At 74.4% G+C, this 20013-nt stretch carries 23 protein-coding genes; 9 read left to right on the top strand and 14 right to left on the bottom strand.

Features of this window, described 5'->3' with window-relative positions; all coding sequences use genetic code 11:
• Window positions 1-34: 34 nt before the first annotated feature.
• From ACZ6ZI_RS23530 to ACZ6ZI_RS23515, 4 genes are all read right to left on the bottom strand, one after another.
• Window positions 35-214 carry a DUF6381 family protein gene (locus tag ACZ6ZI_RS23530; RefSeq protein WP_363060678.1) on the bottom strand — a complete coding sequence of 60 codons (180 nt, stop codon included), beginning with the start codon at window positions 212-214 and terminating at the stop codon, window positions 35-37.
• A gap of 175 nt (window positions 215-389) precedes the next feature.
• On the bottom strand, window positions 390-746 hold the full coding sequence (locus tag ACZ6ZI_RS23525) for a DUF3140 domain-containing protein (protein ID WP_469523931.1): 357 nt from the start codon (window positions 744-746) through the stop codon (window positions 390-392).
• Window positions 743-976 (bottom strand): hypervirulence associated TUDOR domain-containing protein, encoded by a 234-nt coding sequence (locus ACZ6ZI_RS23520; RefSeq protein WP_469523929.1) that lies wholly within the window; start codon window positions 974-976, stop codon window positions 743-745. The genes ACZ6ZI_RS23525 and ACZ6ZI_RS23520 overlap by 4 nt, the downstream gene beginning before the upstream one ends.
• 22 nt (window positions 977-998) lie before the next feature.
• Window positions 999-1388, bottom strand: coding sequence for an STAS domain-containing protein (locus ACZ6ZI_RS23515; RefSeq protein ID WP_469523927.1), 390 nt, complete (start codon window positions 1386-1388; stop codon window positions 999-1001).
• A 177-nt stretch (window positions 1389-1565) separates the two neighbouring features.
• Here ACZ6ZI_RS23515 and ACZ6ZI_RS23510 point away from each other — a divergent pair, with 177 nt between their 5' ends.
• Complete coding sequence (locus ACZ6ZI_RS23510; protein ID WP_469523926.1) at window positions 1566-1760, top strand: hypothetical protein; 195 nt, start codon at window positions 1566-1568, stop codon at window positions 1758-1760.
• A gap of 74 nt (window positions 1761-1834) precedes the next feature.
• Here ACZ6ZI_RS23510 and ACZ6ZI_RS23505 read toward each other — a convergent pair whose 3' ends face one another.
• From ACZ6ZI_RS23505 to ACZ6ZI_RS23495, 3 genes are all read right to left on the bottom strand, one after another.
• Window positions 1835-2740 carry an NAD-dependent epimerase/dehydratase family protein gene (locus tag ACZ6ZI_RS23505; protein WP_469523924.1) on the bottom strand — a complete coding sequence of 302 codons (906 nt, stop codon included), beginning with the start codon at window positions 2738-2740 and terminating at the stop codon, window positions 1835-1837.
• 68 nt (window positions 2741-2808) lie between these two features.
• On the bottom strand, window positions 2809-3687 hold the full coding sequence (locus ACZ6ZI_RS23500) for a PaaX family transcriptional regulator C-terminal domain-containing protein (RefSeq protein WP_469523922.1): 879 nt from the start codon (window positions 3685-3687) through the stop codon (window positions 2809-2811).
• A complete protein-coding gene (locus ACZ6ZI_RS23495) occupies window positions 3684-4328 on the bottom strand; it encodes a GNAT family N-acetyltransferase (protein WP_469523920.1) in 645 nt (214 codons plus the stop codon). The genes ACZ6ZI_RS23500 and ACZ6ZI_RS23495 overlap by 4 nt, the downstream gene beginning before the upstream one ends.
• 87 nt (window positions 4329-4415) lie before the next feature.
• Between ACZ6ZI_RS23495 and ACZ6ZI_RS23490 the strand changes: the two genes are divergently transcribed.
• On the top strand, window positions 4416-5480 hold the full coding sequence (locus tag ACZ6ZI_RS23490) for an alpha/beta hydrolase family protein (protein ID WP_469523918.1): 1065 nt from the start codon (window positions 4416-4418) through the stop codon (window positions 5478-5480).
• A gap of 77 nt (window positions 5481-5557) precedes the next feature.
• Here the strand turns inward: ACZ6ZI_RS23490 and ACZ6ZI_RS23485 are convergent, their stop codons facing one another.
• A complete protein-coding gene (locus tag ACZ6ZI_RS23485; RefSeq protein ID WP_469523916.1) occupies window positions 5558-7060 on the bottom strand; it encodes a cryptochrome/photolyase family protein in 1503 nt (500 codons plus the stop codon).
• Window positions 7061-7208: 148 nt separating this feature from the next.
• Here ACZ6ZI_RS23485 and ACZ6ZI_RS23480 point away from each other — a divergent pair, with 148 nt between their 5' ends.
• Window positions 7209-7730 (top strand): GNAT family N-acetyltransferase, encoded by a 522-nt coding sequence (locus tag ACZ6ZI_RS23480; protein WP_469523915.1) that lies wholly within the window; start codon window positions 7209-7211, stop codon window positions 7728-7730.
• Between the two features lie 24 nt (window positions 7731-7754).
• Here ACZ6ZI_RS23480 and ACZ6ZI_RS23475 read toward each other — a convergent pair whose 3' ends face one another.
• The 4 genes from ACZ6ZI_RS23475 to lanL form a co-directional block, all read right to left on the bottom strand.
• Window positions 7755-8636 carry an ABC transporter permease gene (locus tag ACZ6ZI_RS23475; protein WP_469523913.1) on the bottom strand — a complete coding sequence of 294 codons (882 nt, stop codon included), beginning with the start codon at window positions 8634-8636 and terminating at the stop codon, window positions 7755-7757.
• A complete protein-coding gene (locus tag ACZ6ZI_RS23470) occupies window positions 8633-9736 on the bottom strand; it encodes an ABC transporter ATP-binding protein (RefSeq protein ID WP_469523911.1) in 1104 nt (367 codons plus the stop codon). The genes ACZ6ZI_RS23475 and ACZ6ZI_RS23470 overlap by 4 nt, the downstream gene beginning before the upstream one ends.
• A 183-nt stretch (window positions 9737-9919) precedes the next feature.
• Window positions 9920-10075, bottom strand: coding sequence for a VenA family class IV lanthipeptide (locus tag ACZ6ZI_RS23465; protein ID WP_469523909.1), 156 nt, complete (start codon window positions 10073-10075; stop codon window positions 9920-9922).
• Window positions 10076-10124: 49 nt separating this feature from the next.
• Window positions 10125-12803 carry a class IV lanthionine synthetase LanL gene (lanL, locus tag ACZ6ZI_RS23460; RefSeq protein ID WP_469523907.1) on the bottom strand — a complete coding sequence of 893 codons (2679 nt, stop codon included), beginning with the start codon at window positions 12801-12803 and terminating at the stop codon, window positions 10125-10127.
• 680 nt (window positions 12804-13483) lie between these two features.
• Here lanL and ACZ6ZI_RS23455 point away from each other — a divergent pair.
• From ACZ6ZI_RS23455 to ACZ6ZI_RS23445, 3 genes are all read left to right on the top strand, one after another.
• A complete protein-coding gene (locus ACZ6ZI_RS23455; protein WP_469523905.1) occupies window positions 13484-14626 on the top strand; it encodes a saccharopine dehydrogenase family protein in 1143 nt (380 codons plus the stop codon).
• Window positions 14623-15225: a TetR family transcriptional regulator gene (locus tag ACZ6ZI_RS23450; RefSeq protein WP_469523904.1), complete on the top strand. Its 603-nt coding sequence runs from the start codon at window positions 14623-14625 to the stop codon at window positions 15223-15225. Before ACZ6ZI_RS23455 ends, ACZ6ZI_RS23450 begins: the two co-directional genes overlap by 4 nt.
• A gap of 127 nt (window positions 15226-15352) precedes the next feature.
• Entirely contained in the window at window positions 15353-15793 is a 441-nt protein-coding gene (locus tag ACZ6ZI_RS23445; RefSeq protein ID WP_469523902.1) for a VOC family protein, read from the top strand.
• 44 nt (window positions 15794-15837) lie between these two features.
• Here the strand turns inward: ACZ6ZI_RS23445 and ACZ6ZI_RS23440 are convergent, their stop codons facing one another.
• Window positions 15838-16743: a S41 family peptidase gene (locus ACZ6ZI_RS23440; protein WP_469523901.1), complete on the bottom strand. Its 906-nt coding sequence runs from the start codon at window positions 16741-16743 to the stop codon at window positions 15838-15840.
• Window positions 16744-16800: 57 nt separating this feature from the next.
• Between ACZ6ZI_RS23440 and ACZ6ZI_RS23435 the strand changes: the two genes are divergently transcribed.
• Window positions 16801-17343, top strand: a complete 543-nt coding sequence (locus ACZ6ZI_RS23435; protein WP_469523899.1) for an ArsR/SmtB family transcription factor — start codon at window positions 16801-16803, stop codon at window positions 17341-17343.
• 59 nt (window positions 17344-17402) lie between these two features.
• Here the strand turns inward: ACZ6ZI_RS23435 and ACZ6ZI_RS23430 are convergent, their stop codons facing one another.
• A complete protein-coding gene (locus ACZ6ZI_RS23430; protein WP_469523897.1) occupies window positions 17403-18140 on the bottom strand; it encodes an SDR family oxidoreductase in 738 nt (245 codons plus the stop codon).
• A gap of 119 nt (window positions 18141-18259) precedes the next feature.
• Here ACZ6ZI_RS23430 and ACZ6ZI_RS23425 point away from each other — a divergent pair, with 119 nt between their 5' ends.
• Together ACZ6ZI_RS23425 and ACZ6ZI_RS23420 are read left to right on the top strand one after the other, a co-directional pair.
• Window positions 18260-19057 (top strand): helix-turn-helix transcriptional regulator, encoded by a 798-nt coding sequence (locus tag ACZ6ZI_RS23425; protein WP_469523895.1) that lies wholly within the window; start codon window positions 18260-18262, stop codon window positions 19055-19057.
• Window positions 19058-19226: 169 nt separating this feature from the next.
• Window positions 19227-20000, top strand: a complete 774-nt coding sequence (locus tag ACZ6ZI_RS23420) for an ATP-grasp domain-containing protein (RefSeq protein ID WP_469523893.1) — start codon at window positions 19227-19229, stop codon at window positions 19998-20000.
• The last annotated feature ends 13 nt before the right edge of the window (window positions 20001-20013 follow it).

Here is a 20013-nt window from a genome sequence, read left to right as displayed (position 1 = left end):
TGCGCCCCGCGCACGCGCGTCTCGGCGCCGGGCCCTACATGGGGTCCATGGTGGCGGCCTCCGGCCCGCCGAGCCGTTCGCATTCCCTCCGGATCTCCAGGGCCCTGCGGATCAGTTCCCGGCGTCGCGCGGGGTCGGGCGACCGCTGGGCCTGGAACTCCAGCTCCTCGGCCTGCCGACGCAGCTGCCGGGCGTCTTCCTCTGCATCCTTCATGAGCGATCGATCCTTACCTGGGAGGGCGGTCTTCCGGTTCGGTGGCGACGCGGTGCTCGGCGATCACCGACAGCCCCATCATGCTGGTCCGGCTCCCGACAGCGGCGTAGCGACCGGCGCGCCACTTCGGCCGAAGGTCACCCGGCGCCTGCCCCGCCCGAGGGGGCGGGGGATTTCAGCGATGGCCGGCTCGCCCGTTCACGGGGTCGTGGCCCCAATTCATCAGCGAATAGCGCCATCGCGTATCGGTGACGTCGCCCTTCGGCCGTTGCCCGGTGTGGCGGTGGACGAAGCCGACCACCTTGCGCATGTGTCGGAGGTCGTCGTCGCTGAGGTCCGCCTTCCTGGTGCGGAGGAGCTTGACGATGCGGCGTCCTGACGCGTGTCCGACGCTCTCGCCGCCGTTGCTCTGCCCGACGCCCTTCGACTCATCGGTGGCCAACCACTTCTCCAGTCGGCCCGCGGTCATGTTGACGGCCTCCCCGAAGGCGCGCCAGGTGTCATCGCGTTCGTCCTTCGGGCGCGCGGTCATCGGGAGCCGCCCTTCCTCGGGTGCAGCGCGTCGGGCTTGTGTACGGCCGTGCGGCCCGACTTGTCGCTCTCCACCTCGTACTGCGGTTCGTCCCGCGAGGCGTCCACGGTCCGGCCCGCCGCGCGCGTCCGTTCGGTGATCTTCTTCTTGACCGTGCCCGACACGGTCCGGCCGTGACTCTTCCACGACACCTTGTCGCCCGCTTGCGCCTCGTCCTTCCGCTTCGACACGGCAGGTCTCCTTCCTTCCGCCCTACGGTGCCGACGTCGATCGCCCGGGCCCCTCGCTCCGGGCCGGCCCGAGGGCGTCGTCCCGGTCCGCGAGCGCGGGGACGCACGCGAGCAGGCCGGCCGTCGAGGTGATCTCCAGCATCCTGATCATCTGGTGCCCGGGCGCGGCGAGGACGAGTCGACGGCCCAGGTTCAGGGCCTGCTGCCGCGCCTCCAGGAGCACGTTCAGCCCCGTCGAGTCGCAGAAGGAGGAGTTCCGGAGGTCGACGACGATCTCCGAGCGGGCCGGGGCCCGGGCGAGGGCCGCCGCGAGCGCGGTACGCAGGTCCTCCGCGTGCTCCAGGTCCATGTCACCGCTCACGCGGACCACGTAGGGGCCGGGACCGTGAGGTTGCGTCGTGCCGGTGTTCATCGTGCACCTCCTGTACGGCACCGGGTCCTGTACGGCACCGGGCTTCTGCCCCGCGCCGCGCCGGGCATGCGTACCCGTGCCCGTCCGCGGACGGGGGCCGCCGCCCGGCGGTGCGACGGGTGGCAGCGGGTAGGAGCGCGGTGAGGCAGGAGCCCGACCCGAAAGGAGCCGTACGTCATGGGAGGCATGCAGGACAAGCGGCAGGAACCCGGCAAGGGCCGCGAGGAGCAGGCGCGGGACCTCACGACCCGCCCCGGCCGGACCCGGGAGCACCGCGGCGGCGGCCGCCACACGGACCGGGATCGCCACCCCGAGCCGACCCCGCCCCGCGAAGAGCGCCACGAACGCGGCGGACGCGGCGAGCAGGGCTAAGCGAGGGCGGACCGTACGCCGTACGCCGCGCGGGGGCCGAGGCGGCCTCGGGGGTTCAGGGCTGTCCGACGGCGTCAGCCGCGGAGGGCGGCGAGGCCTTCGGCGCAGCTCGGGTAGCGGGGGGTCCAGCCGAGTTCGGTCCGGGCCCGGGCGTTCGAGACGCGCAGGTTGGTGGTGAACATCCGGTGCGCGTACGGCATCGGCCGCGTCAGCCAGGCCGGCACGGTCCTCGGCGCGGGAGTGCCGAACACCTCCGCGACCGCGCGGACGTGGGCGCCGAAACCCGTCGGGGTGTCGTCCACGACGTTGTACGCGCGCCCCGCCACCCCGCCCTCCACCGCGAGCGCCACCGCCCGGGCGGCGTCGCGCAGTTCGACCCACGGCAGCACGCGACCCCGGTCGGCGACGGCCGGCAGCTTCCGCTCGCGCAGCAGTCCCACCAGCGCCTCGGTGCCGCCGGGACCGTAGAACAGCCCGAACCGCAGGGCGACGCCCTCGATGCCTTCGGCGCCGAGCATCAGCTCCTCCTTGGTCCGCATCGCGTCCACGTGCGCCTGCGACCCCCGGTCGAGCCCGCCGGCCCCGAAACCGTCGTCCTCGTCCAGCACCCGGTCCCCGAAGTCGCGGTACCCGTACCCGAAGACCATCGACTCGGCGATCATCCGCCGCGCCCCCACCGCCCGCGCGGCCTCGACCAGGTTCGCGGTGCCGGTGGTTCTCAGGGCGTCGGTGGCGGCCATGTCGCGGTGTCTCATCGGCGCCTCGCGCAGCGCGGTGGCGGCGTGCACGACGACGTCGACCCGCAGTCCGTCAACGGCCCGCAGCAGACCCTCGCGGTCCGTCAGGTCGGCGACGACGTCGTTCTCCGCCCCGCGCCCCAGCCCCAGTACGCGGTGGCCCGCCCCGGTGAGCTCCTTCGCGATGTGGCGTCCGAAGACCCCGCTCGCCCCTGCCAGCAGCACGTTCTCGATGTCGTTCATGCCCATGTGACAAGTCGGCCCGCCCGGAACGTGACACCTCCGGAAGTGACCCCCGTCACTCCGAGGGGTCACGGGGCGGCGGCGTCCTCGTAAAGGCGGAACAGGCGCGGTCGCCCGGGTCCCTCGTCGTGCCCGGCGGCCAGGGCCTCCCAGCACCGTGCGGCCAGCGCGCGGGCACGAGTGCCCGGCCACGGCCGGGGGAGCAGTTCGGGGGGCAGCAGCGGGTCGGGCTCCATCGCGGCGGTGAAGGCCGCGGCCAGCTCGATCGCGTACCGCAGCCGCTCGGTGCCGGTCGCGGGCCCCGACGCGCGGAGGCGGGCCAGGCGGGCCTCGGCGAGCGCGGCGAGGGCCTCGTACCGTTCGGCGATCGCGGGCAGCGGCCAGAGTCGGGCGGCGAGTCGGCCGGCGTCGACCTCCTCGCCGAGGCTCAGGTCCCGGCTGGTCAGGCGGGTCAGGGAGGCGTGCACCCCGAGCCGGCGGGCGTGCGCCTCGACGAGGTCGCCGATGGCGTTCGCGCTGACGTACAGGCCGCCCTGGAGGGGGGCCGCCCCCAGGTACAACAGGGTGTCGCGCAACGTGTCGCGGGCCTGCCGGGCGGTCTCGGGAATGGCGAAGGCGAAGAGGTGCCAGTTCCCGTCCCAGGGGGCGAGGCCGCGGTCCTGCCGGTAGGCGTGACGTACATACTCCACGTCCGGTGCCACGACCCCGGTGGGGTCCGCCGCGGCGTGCAGCAGCGCCTTGCGGCCGCGCCCCTCCTGGCGGAACCTGCCCTCCGCGACGAGTCGCTTGAGGCAGAGCCGGACCTGCTGATCCGTCATGCCCAGCGCCTCGGCGACGGCGTACAGCTCGCCCGCGTCGACCGTGCCGTCCTCGCGGACGAGGGCGAACACCAGCGTCCTGGTCCCGATCTCGGGCACGGCGGGATCCTTGGCGGCTGCGCTGGTCATCGCCGGTGCTCCTCGGTGTGGTCGGGGACGCCGCCGCCGGGCCGGGCGGGGACGGCCCGACGCATGGTGGTCACCGCGCCGAAGCCCATGAGGCCCCGCAGGTACGGCGTCCGCTCGGTGCGCACGGCGGTGAAGCCGTGGCGTTCGTACAGAACGCGGGCGCGCGGGTTGACGTCGATGACGTCCAGGCGGACGCGCGAGCGGCCGTGATCGGCCGCGACGGACAGGATCTCCGTGAGGAGCAGGCTCCCCACGCCCCGGCCGCGCAGGGCCGGGTCGACGGCGATGCCGTCCATGACCAACTCCCCGGGCCGGGGGGTGCGTTCGAGCAGGGCCAGGAGGGCGAGCCGGGGCAGACCGCGCAGCGGCCCGTACGCCGACAGGACCTCGCGCGCACCGCCCCCGGTCAGTCCGCGTCCGTCCAGCCGGTACCCGGCGACACCCACCACCCGCTCCCCACCCGGGGCGAGGGCCACCACGGCGCGGTCGTGGTGGAGGTGGCGGGCGAGGAAGGCCCGACCCCGTTCGGGCGGGTCGAGCGCCGGCCCCAGTTTGCGGCCGAAGGCCTCCCAGTACAGGGCTGCCACCCGGGGCTCGGCCCCGTGCGGTACGCCGCGCCGAACGATCACCGCCGTGTCCACGCATCCTCCTCGCCTTGTCCGTACGAACATAGTACGGTCGAAATGAAAACGAGCGTTGTTGAAACGATAGTTTTGAGGAGCGGCGGAATGGCACCCACGACAGCGGCGGGCCCGTCGAGACGCCGACGGATCGCGCGCGCCCTCGCCGCCACGCTGGCCGCGCTGACCCTCGCGGCCACGGCGCTCACCGGCCTCGCCGCCTGGCAGCACAGCTACGACCTGCGCGAACGAGCGGTGACCGTGCGCCACGGCGGACGCACCCTCGACGGGGTGCTGGCCCTGCCCGAACGGGGGGAGGGGCCCTTCCCCCTCGTCGTCCTCGTGCACGGCGACGGCCCCGTCGACGCCACCCACGACACCTTCTACCGCCCGATCTGGGAGGCCTTCGCCCGCGCCGGCTACGCCTCGCTGTCCTGGAACAAACCCGGCGTGGGCGGTTCGTCCGGCGACTGGCTCGACCAGTCCATGGACGACCGGGCCGCGGAAGCCGTCGACGCCATCGCCTGGGCCCGACGGCACCCCGACGTCGACGGGAGCCGGATCGGCCTGTGGGGCGCCAGCCAGGCGGGCTGGGTCCTGCCGAAGATCGCGGCGAAGGACCGCGACATCCGGTTCGTCATCGCCGTTTCGCCCGCCGTCGACTGGCACCGCCAGGGCCGCTGGAACCTCCTCGCCGAGCTGCGTCGCGACGGCGCCTCCGACACCGAGATCGCCGCCGCCCTGCGCCGCCGCGAAACGGTACTGGAACTGCTCGGGCGCAAGGCCCCGTACGAGGAGTACGCGCGCGCCGTCGGCGATCCGCCGGACATGACGGAGGCCCGCTGGCGGTTCGTCTCCCGGAACCACACCGCCAACGCCGAAGCCGACCTCCCGGCCCTGCGCGGGATCCCCGTCCTGCTGGTCCTGGCCGGCCACGACCTGAACGTGGACGTCGCCGACACCGAGGCCGGCTACCGGCGGGCGCTGCCCGGGCCCGCCCTGCGCGTCGTCCACTACCCCCGGGCCACCCACTCCCTCCTCGACCACGACGTCGAGGGCTCGTGGCCGCGCCTCACCGCGACCGCGGTGTTCGCGCCGAGGTCCCTGTTCGCCGCGGGCTTCCTGACCGACCAGCGGGATTTCCTGGCCTCGCTCGGGGCGACCGCGCGCTGAGCGGGCGAGCCGCGGTCGGCCCGCCGGGACGGCCCGGGGCGGCCTCAGGGCTGCCTCAGGGCTGCCTCAGGGAGGCCTCAGGGCGGCAGGTCCCCCCGCCCGCGCTCGCCGCGCAGCACCTCCCGCAGGTCCGTGAGGCGGTCGAGGCCGTACACGGCGCGGGCCGTGCGCGGGTTCGCCGCGAGCACGTCACGGTGGCGGTGCACGAAGGACCAGTACCCGGTCGTGTAGGGGCAGGCGCGGGGCCCGGTGCGGTCCCCCGGCCGGTAGGCGCAACCGCCGCACAGGTCGCTCATGCGGTGGATGTAGGCGCCTCCGGAGGTGTAGGGCTTGGTCGTCATCCGCCCGCCGTCGGCGTACTGCGACATGCCGACGACGTTCGGCAGCATCACCCAGTCGTAGCCGTCGACGAAGCAGCGGTGGAACCAGTCGGTCACCTCGCGCGGGTCCCACCCCCGTTGGAGGGCGTGACTGCCGAGCAGCATGAGCCGTGGGATGTGGTGCGTCCACCCCGTGTCGCGGACCTGCGCGAGGGCCGTGGCCAGGCAACGGGCCGTGACGGCGTCGGCGTCGAGTTCGGCGAACCAGCGGGGGAGCGGCTCACGGTGCCCCAGCGCGTTGCTGTCGCGGTAGCCGTCCCCGAAGTGCCAGTAGAGCTGCCACACGTACTCGCGCCAGCCCGCGATCTGCCGGACGAACCCCTCGACGCTGTTGACCGGCGCCCGACCGTCCCGCCAGGCCCGTTCGGCCTCCTCGACCACCTCCAGCGGGTCCAGGAGGCCCAGGTTGAGCGAGGAGGACAGCAGGCTGTGGCTCATGACGGGATCCGCCGCGAGCACGGCGTCCTCGTACGGGCCGAAGTCGGCCAGCCGCTTGTCGACGAACCGGCGCAGGGCCGCCAGGGCCTCGCGGCGCGACGCCGGGAAGAGGCGGGGCCCGTCCCGACCGACGAACTCGATCCCGTCCTCGCGCTGCCACCGGTCCAGGTCCGCGCGGACCTCCTCGTCGATGGCGTCCTCCCGGGGCCGGTAGGGCCGCGGGGCGCCCAGCGTCGCGGAACCCCTGGGCGGCGGTTCCCGGTTGGCGTGGTCGTGGTTCCACCGACCGCCGGCCGGGGCGTCGCCGTCCATGAGCAGGTTCAGCTCGCGGCGCGTCCAGTGGTAGAAGTCCTCCTGCCGCAGTTCACGTCCCTCGCGCAGGTCGACCCAGGCGCGGAAGGACTCGCGCGGGATCAGGAACCCCCTGGCCGGCAGGACCCGGACCCGATCGAGACCGCGTACGAACGCCGACGCGGCGTGGGACGTCGGATGGTGGACGGTGACGGGACCCCTTCCCGGCAGCCCGCGCAGGCCCTCCCTGTAGGTCTCGGCGCGCACGTAGTGGACGCGGTCCCCCAGCTCGGCCGCCCTGTGGCGCATCGCCGACAGCACGAGGTGCGCCTTGGCGCGGTGGAAGCGCCTGCGCCGGAAGACCGCCCGGGACTCGATCATCACCACACGGGCGTCGCGGGCGGGACCGTCGTCGCCGGGATCCAGGAAGTGCGGTCCCAACTGGTCACCGAACAGCCAGTGCCATCGCATCTCGACTCCTTGCCGCCGCCGGGCACGACGCTATCCGAGCCGGCCCGACGAACCGGTCGCCGAGCCGTCGTGTCGGCCCGCGAACGGCGCCCGCCGGCAGGGCCGCACCGCACGGCATACTCGTCCCACGTCCCGACAAGGAGCCCGCGTGACACCCCTCAGAGCCGAAACCCTCCACACCGACCGGTTGACCGTGCTGCCCCTGCGGGTCGAGCACGCCGACGAGATGGCCGTGGTGCTGTCCGACCCCGACCTGCACTCCTTCATCGGCGGCACTCCCGAGACCGCCCCGGCCCTGCGCGCGCGGTACGCGCGCTGGGAGGCCGGTTCACCGAACCCCGGGGAATCCTGGTGCAACTGGGTCATCCGGCTCCGCGACGGGCGGGACGGTCCCCTGACCGGCACGCTCCAGGCGACGATCACCGCCGACGACCGGGGCGCCACGGCGGAGTTGGCCTGGGTCGTGGGAACCCCCTGGCAGCGCCGCGGCATCGCCGGCGAGGCGGCCCGAGGGCTCGTCGCCTGGCTGCGCACGCTCCCGGTGCACACGGTCCTCGCCCACATCCACCCGGACCACGAGGCCTCCGCCGCCGTCGCCTCCGCCGCCGGACTCACCCCCACCGACGAGCGGGTCGACGGCGAGGTCCGGTGGCGGCTGGCGATCGACTGAACAGGGAGTAAGGGGCAGGGCGTCTCACTCGGGGCGGCCGAAGCGGTGCGCGGCCCAGAGCAGGGCGACGACCCCGACCGTCAGGAGCCCCGCCGCTTCCAGGAGGAGCGGGGGTTGGTGCCCGAACCACGTGATACCGGCCCCGGTCGCCCCGTCCGGTTCCCGGATGGCGACGACGCGGCGCAGCAGGTCGACGCCGTGGGCGAGCGGGTTGAAGGCGGCCGATGCACGGGCCCAGCCCGGCAGGCTCTCCAGCGGGAAGAAGCCGCCGGACAGGAACAGCAGCGGCATCATCACCAGGCCGAGCAGCATCTGGAACATCTCGGCCCGGGCCAGGCTCACGGCCAGGGCCAGGGACAGGGCGGTGAGGGTGAACGAGGCGAGCACCATGCCCGCCAGGAGCAGGGCCAGCAGGATCGGGTCGTAGGGCAGACCGACGGCGCCCGCGAGGGCGAGCAGCACGGCCCCCTGGACCGTGGCGACCGCGGTGCCGCCGGCGCAGCTGCCCAGGAGCAGGGTGGAGCGACGTACGGGGGCCATGAGCAGTTCGCGCAGGTAGCCGCTCTGCCGGTCGGTGATCAGCCGGATGCCCACCACGATCGCCGGGGACTGGATCGTCATCATCAGGACGCCGGGGAAGAGGTAGGTCCGGTAGTCGACGCCCAGCCTCGCGTCGGGGATCAGGGCCGCCAGGCCGCCGCCGAGGAGGAACAGGTAGAGCACCGGCTGGATCAGCATCAGCGCGGTGTGGGTGCGTTGGGAGGCCAGGCGCAGCAGGTCGCGGTGGACGAGGGCGTGGACGGCCCGGAGTTCGCGGCGCAGGGCGGCGAGCGGCGACCGCTCCGGGGCGTCCCCGGCACGGGGGGTTCGAGGGGCTCCCCGCTCCCGCACGGCGGAGGTGCTCACGGGCCCTCCCCGCTCGTCGTCGCCACCGGGGGCGCCTTGTGGATGCTGCGTCCGGTGTGGTGGAAGAAGACGTCGTCGAGCGTCGGCGGGGTCGCGGAGGCGGCGTGCACGGCGATGCCGTGCTGTGCCAGGGCCCCGCACAGGCGCGGGACCCAGGAACCGCCGTCGGGTACCCGCAGGGCGATCCCTTCGCCGTCCGAGGTCGTGACGGTGCCCGGCGGCGCGGTCCGGCGCACGACCTCGAGCGCCGCGCGGTCGTCACCGGTGCGCAGCACCACGCGGTCGTCCCCGATCGCGGCCCTCAGCGCGAGCGGTGTCCCCTGGGCCACCAGGCGGCCGTGGTCGATGATGGCGAGGCGGTCGCAGTTCTCCGCCTCGCCCAGGTAGTGGGTGGTGACGAAGAGGGTGGTGCCCTGCCGGTCGCGCAGGGCCCGCAGGTGTTCCCAGACCTGGGCGCGGGCGTGGGGGTCGAGTCCCGTCGTCGGCTCGTCGAGGAACAGGATCCGCGGCTCGTGCAACAGCCCGCGGGCGATTTCGAGACGGCGTCGCATGCCGCCGGACAGGCTGCGGACGGGGGAGCGCCGCCGGTCGCTCAGACCGACGGCCTCCAGGGTCTCGGCGGCGCGCAGCCGGGCGTGGCGGCGGCCCAGCCCGTAGAGGCGGGCGTGGATGTGGAGGTTCTGCTCGGCCGTCAGGTCCGTGTCCAGGGCGCTGTGCTGGAAGAGCATCCCGACGTGTCGTCGTACCCGCTCCGGTCGGTCGAGGACGTCGGCGCCGGCCACCGTGGCGCTTCCGGCGGTGGGCCGGGCCAGGGCGCACAACAGGGCGATGGTGGTGGACTTGCCGGCGCCGTTGGGGCCGAGGAAGGCGAAGGTCTCGCCCTGCCGTACGTCCAGGTCCAGGCCGCGCACGGCGTGGGTCGTGGTTCCGTCGGGACCCGGGTAGCTCTTGACCAGGCCCCGCGTGGTGATGGCGTACGCCGTCCCGTGGTCCGGCCGTGCCCCGTCCGGGTCCTCGCGGGCGGCGTCCGGGGCGGTGGCGGGGAGGGCGTCCGGGAGGGTGGCCAGGGCGGGGGCGTCGGCACCTGCGGGTGGCTGCATGGGCGGGTCCTCGTCTGCGGGGTGGTCTGCGGACTCGGCAGGACGGCGGTGGAGCCGGGAACGGGTGGGGAGGGTCGCCGGCCCCACCGCGCGGTGGAGCGTGCTCCGACAGGTGGCCACCGCCGTGGGCGGTCACCTGTCGGAGGTCGTGCGGCCCCGTGCGCGCCGGGGCCTACTGCCCGGTCAGGCGCAGCTGATGCCCACACAGACGGTGTTGAGCAGCGTCAGGAGTCCGACGCACGCGCAGGTGTCGGCGAACGGGACCCCGTCGACGCCGACCGGGTCGGTCTCGGGAAGGGCGTGCAGGTGAGCCAGCAGTTCGAGGTCGCGGTTCTCCATGGCTTTCTCCTTCTCTCGGAGGTGGCGGCAGGGCAGGTTTCCCTGCCGCTCAGCCCGGCTGCCTGGTCATCCAGAGCCGGGAGTCGGTGTGGCGGGTCCGCAGGAGGAACGCGAGGATCCCCGCCGATCCGTCGCTCCAGCTCGTCGAGACGTCCCCGTACTCGGTGGGGAAGACGACGTGGCCGGCGCGGTGGGCCCGTTCGGTCGCGATGAGGTGGGCCAGGTCCTCGGCCATCGCGTGGTAGGTGGTGTCCCCGGTGGCCGCGGCCATGTCGAGGAGGAAGTCCCCGTTGCCGGCCGACCCGTGGCACTGGGTCAGGGGGGCGCGGGAGGCGCGTTCCACCACGGCCCGGGCGGCGCCGTGGGCGAGTTCGCCGAAGCGGTCGTCCCCGGTGGTTTGCCACAGTCGGAGCAGGAAGGTGCCGATGCCCGCCGAACCGTGGCACCAGTACGGGGCCGTGGGCACGTCGCCGGCCTGCGCCGGCCATTGGACGGTGTCCCCGATCCGTACCGCGCCGGCCACCAGCTCCTCGCCGGCCGTCACGGCCAGGTCGAGGTAGCGCCGGTGCCCGGAGACCTCGGCGGCGGCGAGGAGGAAGCAGCCGATGCCGGACGCCCCGTGGGCGAAGCCGAGGTAGCGTTTCCCGGCCTCCGCGGAGGCGGCTTCCGCCGGGATCGGCCAGCTCACCCCGCAGGGCTCGGGCCGGGCGGCGGCGGCCAGCCGATCGGCGGCGCCGACCACGAGCGCGGCCAGGCGCGGGTCGCCGGTGCGCTGCCACAGGTGGGCGGCGGCCATTCCGCTGCCGGCGCGGCCGTGGGTGATGTCGTGGCTCGGTGTCGTCTCCTGCGGTGCGAGGGCCAGGGCCGTCGCGTGCTCCGCGAGGTCGGGGTCGTCGACGGCGCGCGCCGCGTCGTACAGGGCCCAGGCGATGCCCGACCCTCCGAAGTGGAGCCCCGGACGTATGGAGCGGGTGTCGGTCCGCTCCGTGATCCAGCGCCCCGCGGTGGAGATCACCTCCGGCAGGCGCGGATCACCGGTGAGTTCGAAGCAGCGGGTCAGGACGGCCAGTACGCCGGCCGCCCCCTGCTGCACCGTGCAGGGGTCCGTCTCGCCCGCCTTGGTGGACACGGGCCACAGGCGTCGCGCGTCCTTCGGCGTCATCGAGTCGACGAGGTGGTCGACGAGGCCCTCCAGGGCGGCGGACACCGCGTCGGGCGCCGGCCGTCCACGGGCCGGGCCGGCCGGCGGGCCTTCCCGCCGCTGCGGCGGGGCGATCGCCCGGCGCAGGGCCTCGCCCGCCCCGACCGGGTCCCCGCGTTCGCCCGGCTCGTCCCGCATCAGCCCGAGGATGAGCTCGGGCAGGCCGTCGGGCAGGGGGAACGCGGCGCAGGCGGCGTCCAGCCACTCGGCGAGCCGCCGGTCCGTGGACCGCTCGGCGGGCTCCTCGGGCAGCAGGTTGGGCACCTTGCCGACGAGGACGAAGCACAGGGTGGCGCCGAGACTGTAGTAGTCGGCCGTCGGGGAGACGGGCGCGTCCGCCAGGCGCTCGGGCGCGCTGAAGCCGGGGGTCCCCACCGTCGTGGGCAGGGCGTCGTCGTCCTCCAGGACGGCGAGTTCGAGGTCGATGAGGCGCAGTTCGCCGTCCGGGCGCACCATGATGTTGCCGGGGGTGAAATCGCGCAGGACGCAGCCGCGGGCGTGGGTCGCGGTGACGAGGTCGATCAGCCGGCCGGCCTGGACGAGGGCGTCGGCGCGGTAGCGCGCGGCGCCGGTGTCGCGGAAGTGTTCGGCGACCCAGTTGCGCAGGGGGATGCCGGGGATCTCCTCCTGGGCGAGGAAGAGGTGTCCGCCGTGCTCGAACAGGGCGAGGGGCTCCGGCGCGAGGCCGGTGCCGCGCAGGTTCTCCAACGTCCGAGCCTCGGCCCGCAACCAGTCGCGCACGTCGCGCCCCGAGGCGTCGGCCTCCACGTGCGGCCGGGCCTCCTTGATGACCACCGGCGCGCCCGTGGTGACGTCCGTGCCCCGGTAGACGCCGCCCTTGTTGGTGTGGCGGATCGCCTCCCGGACGGAGAACCGGCTGCCCAGCAGCACCGGCTGTGTCCCGGTCTCCCGGGGTGGGGGCGCCACCGGGACCGATGCGGGGAAGGGGCTGACCGCCCAGGCGGGGGGCGCGTACCGGCCGGTGCGCTCGTCCTCCACGGGGTTGCCGTCGGGGTCCTCGATGTACCAGACCAGCAGTCCGGCGTCGGACAGGTGCCGCCGGCCGACGAAGGCGCCGTAGCGGTAGTGCACCAGGCTGTTCGCGGCGTACGGCTGGTCCGAGAGGATCCGGGGGCCGGCCAGGCCGGCCGTGGCGGTGTGCAGTTCGAGCGCGATCCGGGCGGCGTCCGCGTCGGAGCGGGGGTAGACGGTGAGGAACTTGCCCGAGCCGCCCCGGGGCGTGGCGCGGGAGTTGAGCGCGCCCACCTGCTCCAGGGACCGGGCGAACTTGAACGCCGACGCGTCCCGCAGCAGTACCTCCAGGGCCCTCGCGAGGACCGTCGGCGCGGAGGCGGACGTCGCCGAGACGTGCAGCTTCCAACCCTGCTCGCGCAGTGTCGCGGACCGGGGGGTGAGCCGGCACCACATGTCGTCCGTGTCGGTGGTCCACCGCGCGGCCGTACCGGTCGAGTCCAGGGTCCGGCGGAGGAGTTCTTCGAGTTCGACTTCGATGGCGTGGCTCGTCATGCCCGTCCCCCTCAACGGCGAATACCGCGGGTTGGAATATGCCTTCGGTAAGCAAGAACGTACAACCGGGCCACCGCGGGCGTCACTTGTTCCGGTGAGCGCACGGTGTTGTTGTGCGTCCGGATGGTGTGGGCCGGCGCGGAAAGGAAGCGCGGGGAGGGTGTGCGCGGTGGTGATGCACCGGGCGGCGGGGCGAAATCGTGGCAGGTGGGGCGCCGGGTGCGCGTGGGACGGGGCGGGGCCGGCCAGGCCGCTCCGCGTTCCCCGCCGCGAGGAGGTCGGGCGCGCGGCGGCCGAGAGGGGGAGCGCGTTTCCGTTCCGGGGCGAATGGACGTGCGCGGAACACCGGCAGGTGCTGTTGTCTGCGGCTTTACGGATCGTTCCGCGGGGAATTCGGCCCACGGGGGGCGTGTCGTACGCCGGGGAGGAAATTGAAAGGAAAATGAATTACGTGGCGCCCCCGCATGCGACTCGAATCGACGACCGAAATTTTCGGGATCGACGGAGGCGGGTGGGGTGTGCGCGTCGGGTGGGACTCCGTCGGAGCGGCCGGCGCGCCGCCGGCGGCACGGCGACGGCGGCGCGAAACGGGTGCCTGCTCGCGGGGGCCGGCTTCGGTCCCGTGACGCTCCTCCCGACCCGTATCGCATTTTTAGGTCGTCTGACCTAAACTCCGGGCCATGATCACCGAACTGCGCGACGAGCTGCGCCCGGACCCCTCCGGCCCCGTCCTCATCACCGGCGGGTACGGCACCGTGGGCGCCGAGATCGCCCGTGTCCTCGGGGCGGACACCCCGACCCTCCTCACCGGCCGCAACCCCGACCGGGGCGCCGCGCTGGCCGCCGAGGTCGGGGGCGAGGCGCGGGCCTGGGACCTGACGGACCCCACCCCCTTCCGGGCGGGCGTCCGCGCCGTCATCGGCTCCGTCAACGACCCCGACGACCGGGTACTGCGCGCCGCCGCGACCGCCGGCGTGCCCTACGTCGACATCACCCGCTGGACGGGCCGCCTGCAACGGGCGGTCACCGTCGCCTCCCTGCTGCGGCCCACCGCCCCCGTACTCCTGTCGTCCGCCTGGATGGGCGGGGTCACCAGCCTGGTGGCCGCCGCGTCGGCCGCGGAACTCGGCGGCGCCGAACGCGTGGAGATCGCCGTCCGCTGGGACATGGCCGACCGGGCCGGGGCGGACTCCGTGGAGTTCATGGACCGCCTGGGAGTGTCGTTCGAGGTGGTCGACGGCGGCAGCCGCCGCCTCGCCGCGCCGATGACCGAGGCCCGTACGGTGGCCGTCGGCGGAACGCCCGTACGCGTCGCCCGCATCGACACCCCCGAACAGTTCACCCTGCCCCTGACCCTCGGCACCACCACCGCCGTCACCCGCATCGGGTTCAGCTCCCCGGCCGCGACCCGGGCCCTCCTCGCGCTGCGGGGCACGGGATTCTTCCGCTGGGCCGGAGGGGAACGCTGGGCCCCCGCCCGCCGCGCCCTGCTGCACTCGCCGGGCGAGGGCGGAACGGCCCGCCTGCGCGTGGACGTCACCCACCGCGGCCGCACCCGCACCACGACCGTCACCGACCCGCTCGGCCAGCACCACCTGACGGCGGTCGGGGCCGTCGCGGGCCTGCACCGCGTCCTGGGCACCGACGGATCCCCCGCCCCCGAGGGCGTGGTCTTCCCCGAACAACACCCGGACCCCGCCCGCGCGCTCGCACTCCTCTCCGCACACGGCGTCGACCTCTCCTTCGACGAGCACGCCGACGCCGCCGCCGACGAAGCCCGCGGCAAGGGCCCCGGCCGGGCCGGAACGCGGGCCGCCGCGTGAGCGCCGCGCCCGAGCCGACCCCCAAGGGCCGGCAGCGGCGCGAGGCCCTCCTCGACGCGACCGCGCACGTCCTCACCTCCTCCGGAGGATCCGAACTGACCCTGAGGGCGGTCGCGGACCACGCCGGCGTCCGCCTCGGCCACCTCCAGTACTACTTCCCCACCCGCGCCGCCCTCCTGGCCGCGCTCCTCGACCGCGTCCTCGCCGCGTCCCTGGAGCGGGTCACCGCCCTCACCGCCGCGCACACGGAAGGCACCGACCGCGAGGCCCTGCTCGACGGGGTCCTCTCCGACCACGACGACCCCGGCCTGGTACGGCTGTTCACCGAGGTGTGGGCCCTGGCCGCGCACGACGGGGAGGCGGCCGCGGCCGTCCGCGCCTTCTACGACCGTTACGCCGAGCACGTGGCCGCGTTCGTGCGGGACCGGGCGCCCGGGCTGAGCGCCGCCGAGGCGCGCCACCGGGCCGAGGTGTTCGTCATGCTGATGGAGGGCTCCGCCCTCTTCCGCTCGGGCATCACCGGCCGGCGCACCGCCGGCGCCGACGCCCGCCTGCGCGAGACCGCCCTCACCCTGCTCGGGGCCGCCGAACGCCCCTGATCAGCACGCCCGCCGCCGGGCGACGGCCGGGACGCGCCCGATCGGGCGGACCCACCGGGGCGACAGGCGCCCGGCGGGTCCGCCCGTTGGACCGGCGGTGTCGGACGCGGCCCCTATCCTCGGGCCCATGACCATTCAGCGCATGGACAACGTCGGCATCGTCGTCGACGACCTCGACGCCGCCGTCGCCTTCTTCACCGAACTCGGCATGGAGCTGGAGGGCAGGATGCCGATCGAAGGGGGCTGGGCGGGGAAGGTCGTCGGCCTCGACGACATGCGGTGCGAGATCGCGATGATGCGGATCCCGGACGCACCGGGCCGGCTCGAACTGGCGCGGTACCACCACCCGAAGGCGATCACCCCCGAGCCGAAGACCACCCCGGCGAACACGCTCGGCCTGCACCGCGTCATGTTCGCCGTCGACGACCTCCAGGACACCCTCGCGCGCCTGCGGCCGCACGGCGCCGAACTCGTCGGCGAGGTGACGCGCTACGAGGACGCCTACCTGCTGTGCTACCTCCGCGGGCCGGGCGGAATCATCCTCGCGCTGGCCGAGGAACTCGGCTGACCGCCGAACGCTGAACGACGCCCCCGCCCCCGGCGGCGGCCGGGTCAGCCCGTCAGTCGGGCGAGCGCCAGCGCGTGAGCGCGGTCGAGGGATTCGGCGGCGGTGCAGGGGACGTCCGGCCGTACGCCGACGCCCTCCCAGTTCGTGCCGGACACGGGGTTGACGGCGCGCGCCAAGGGGACGGTGACCTCCAGGTGGGGGTGAACGGTCCAGCCCTGGCACGGGTGGGCGCCGCCGCGGGTGGTCTCGCCGACGACCTCGGCGCGGCCGAGCTGCTGGAGGTCGTACGCCAGCTCCTCGGCGGCGGAGAACGTGCCGGCGGCGGTCAGCACGTACAGGGGCTTGCTGCCGCCGAAGCGCGGGCCGGGGACGTGCGGCTGGCTCCAGGACTGCTCGACGCGGTCGCCGCCGCGCCAGTGCATGGTGTTGAGGTGGGTGCGCTCGTCGAGCAGGTGGCTACAGACGAAGGCCACCGTGTCCGGGTCGCCGCCCCGGTTGGAGCGCAGGTCGATGATCAGCGCCGGGGCGCGGGAGATCAGGGTCAGCGCGGCGCCGAGCGGTTCGGCGGCCCACTCCAGCGGGAACAGCATCGGCGCCAGTTCCAGCACGGCGACCCCGCCGTCGAGCAACTGCACCCGGGGCGCACCGCCCAGCGAGGTGTCGAAGTCCCGGCGTATGGCCTCCAGGGTGGCCGCCCCCTCCTTCGGGGGTACCGGGGTGGCGTGGTGCTTCAGTCGCAGGTGCCGGTCGCCGTTGACGGACTGCAGGTCCGCGGTGACCAGTCGGGCGAGTTCCGCGGCGTCGTCGACGTCGTAGGCGCCCTCGGAGAGGCGTTCGCGGAGCAGGGCGGCGAGTTGTTCGGCCGTCTCGGGGAACACGTAGTGCTCCGTCAGCAGTCGGACCGTCTCGTCGACAACAGGGCGCGTGGAGAGCTTCGTTGGAGTCGTCATGGCAGGGAGTAGAGCACGGCCCTTGCGAAAGCGTCAAAGATTTTGGATACTTTCGGCATGCGTGATGAGTCTTCCCACCCGCAGCCTCCCGAGGACGTCCTGGAGATCGGCGCGCCCGAGCAGTTCGCGGCGCTCGCCCACCCGTTGCGCCAGCGCCTGCTCTTCGCCCTGGGCCACCGGCCCGCCACCGCACGGCAGTTGGCGGCGCGGCTGGGCGCGGCGAAGGGCAATGTGGCCCACCACCTCAAAGTGCTCCGCGACGCCGGGCTGGTCCACATCACCGAGACCCGCCCGGTCCGCGGCGGCACCGAGCAGTACCACCAGCGCACGGCCCGCCGCATGGTCGTCGCCGAACCGCAGGCGGCGGGCACCGCGGCGATGCTTGCCGCCTTCGCCCAGGAACTGGACCTCTCGCCCACGGAGACCCACCTGACGCTGCGCCACCTGCGCCTGAGTCCCGACCGGGCGCGGGAACTCGGCGAGACCCTCGCCCGACTGGTCGACGAGGCCGAGGAGGACACGGAGGAACAGCCCCTGCACGGCGTGCTGGTGGCGCTCTACCAACAGGGCCCGCCGACCGACGCCACCCCGTCCGGCTAGTGCGGCCAGTCCGGCCGGACGGCATGGTGCTCCGACCGCGAGGGGTCACCGGATCGCGGTCAGCCCTGGGCCGTCGGTCGCACCACGATCTCGTTCACGTCCACGTCCGCGGGCTGTTCGATCGCGTACGCGACGGCCCGCGCCACCGCCGAGGGGGCGATGCCGACCTCCTCCCGCAGGCGTGTGATGTCGGCGCGGACCCGTTCGTTGTTCGACGCCTCGGCGAAGTCGGTGGAGATCACGCCCGGCGAGACGGTGGTGACCCGCAGGGTCGGCCCCGCCTCCTGCCGCAGGCCCTCGCAGATGGCTCGTACCGCGACCTTCGTGCCGGCGTAGACGGCCATCGTCGGCACGACGCGGTGGGCGGCCGTGGACGCGGTCGTGACGAAGTGACCGCCGCCCTGGGCGCGGAACACCGGGAGGGCCGCGCCGATGCCGTTGAGGACGCCCTTGATGTTGACGTCGACCATGTGGTCCCACTCCTCGATCCGCAGATCGTCGAGCGGCGAGATCGTGCCCACCCCGGCGTTGCCGACGAGGACGTCCAACCGCCCGAAGCGCTCGCCCGCCAGCGCGACCAGCGCGCGCAGATCGCCGATGCGCGTCACGTCCGTACGGAGGTGGACCGCCTCACCGCCCGCCTCCTCGATCCGCGCGGTCAACCGCTCCAGCCGCTCGGTGCGGCGCGCGCCCAACACCAGCCGGGCGCCCCGCCCGGCCAACAGCAAGGCGGTCGCCTCGCCTATCCCACTGCTCGCCCCCGTGATGGCCACGACCTTGCCCTTGATGCCCGACACCGTGTTCCTCCCGTACCGCTGATCCGCCGTCGCCCTTCGACCGGCGGCAAGGCCAGTGTGCGAGGGGTTTAGCCTGGTATCCAGAGCCGACTTATCCTGGAATCAGAGGTGGTAGCCGTATGTCCGACCCCCGGCGGGAACAACGGCGCGAGCTGGCGGCCTTCCTGCGCAGCCGCCGCGAGCGCATCACCCCCCGCGAGGTCGGCCTGCCGCCCACGGGCCGGCGCAGGACCCCGGGCCTGCGGCGCGAGGAACTGGCGTTGCTCGCCGGGATGAGCGCCACCTGGTACACGTACCTGGAGCAGGGCCGGGACGTCCGCGCCTCGGAACAGGTCCTGGAGGCCCTCGCCGGCGCGCTGCGCCTTGGCCCTCCCGAACGCGACCACCTCTTCCGACTCGCCGGCCGCGCGCCCGCCGACGGGGAGACGGCGCCCGCGCCCCTCGACCCGGACGTGGCCGTCGTCCCGCTGCTGCTCCAGCCGCATCCCGCGTACGTCATCGACGGCGCGTACGAGGTACTGAGCCACAACCCGGCCACCGAAGGGGCGTTCCCGGGACTCCTCCCCGGGGACGGGCGGCGGCCGAACCTCGCGCGCTGGACGTTCCTGGAGCCGCGGGCGCGGGAGGTGCTCGTCGACTGGGAAGCGGAGGCGCGCGGACTCCTCGCACGGGTGCGCACCCTGACCGGGGCCCGCCCCGAGGACCCGCGACTCGCGCGGCTGGTCGACGAACTGCGCGAGGGCAGCCCCGAAGTCCGCGCGTGGTGGCCGCACTTCGAGGTCGAGGCGCGCGGCGGCGGCCGCAAGCGGCTCCGGTCGCCGGACGGGGCCGTGGTCACCTACGCCTACACCGCCTTCCACGTGGCGGGGAGCCCCGAGCAGACCCTCGTCGTCTACGCCCCGGCCCCGGCCCCCTGAGCGGGCGCGCGCCGGCCCCGCACGGGGGCCGATGCGCGGCCGACGCCAAGGCCGTACGGGCCAACGCCAGGGCCGTACGGGCCGACCCCGACGTCGTACGGGCCGGTGCCAAGGCCGAACGGCCGACCGCCCGTTCGGGCCGCACCACCGCTCCGCTAGGGTCGCCCGGATGGAAACCCGTACCCCACCCGTCCTCCTCCTGTCCGCGCCCCGCACCTCGACCGCCGAACTCCTCGCCCGCGCGGCGGCCTGGCGGGGCCACGACGTGGCCGACCGCGCGGCAGGCCTCGAAGGACGCCGGGTCCACTGGTACGGAGGTCCCCGCGCGGCCGCGCGCCTCGCCGGTCCGCTCGGCCTCGGGCTCCTCGAACCCGCCGACGACTGGCTGACGCACCTGCCGCACCGGCTCCTGCGGCGCCCCGTGCGGCTCACCACCCTCGCCGAGGCCCGGACCTCCCGGGAGCGGGCCTTCGTGAAACCGCCCTCGGCCAAGATCGACCCGCTGCCCGCGCAGGTCTACGAGGACGGCGGCGACCTGCCCGCCGGGCTCGACGCATCCACGCCGGTCCTGGTGAGCGGGGTGGTCGAGTTCACCGCCGAGTACCGGCTGTTCGTCCTCGACGGTGAGGTCGTCACCGCGAGCCGCTACGCCGTCCACGGACGCCTGGACCCGGCCCCGCCGGACGCCGAGAGCCTCGCCTTCGGCCGCACCGTGCTGGACGCCGAGGCCGCCCGCCTGCCCAGCGCGGTGTGCCTGGACGTCGGCCGGCTCGCCGACGGCGGGTGGGCCGTCGTGGAGGCCAACATGGCCTGGTTCGCCCACTGCTACGCCGCCGAACCGGACCGCGTCCTCGACGTGGTGCTCCGCGCCGCCGGCCCGATCGACGCGGTCGCCGAGCGCGACCGGACCCACCTCGCCCCGCACCCACCCCGACCGCGATGACCTGGGGCCCGCC

The organism is Streptomyces sp. NPDC103540, assembly GCF_055584445.1.
This window is presented reverse-complemented; position numbering and strand designations above follow the sequence as displayed.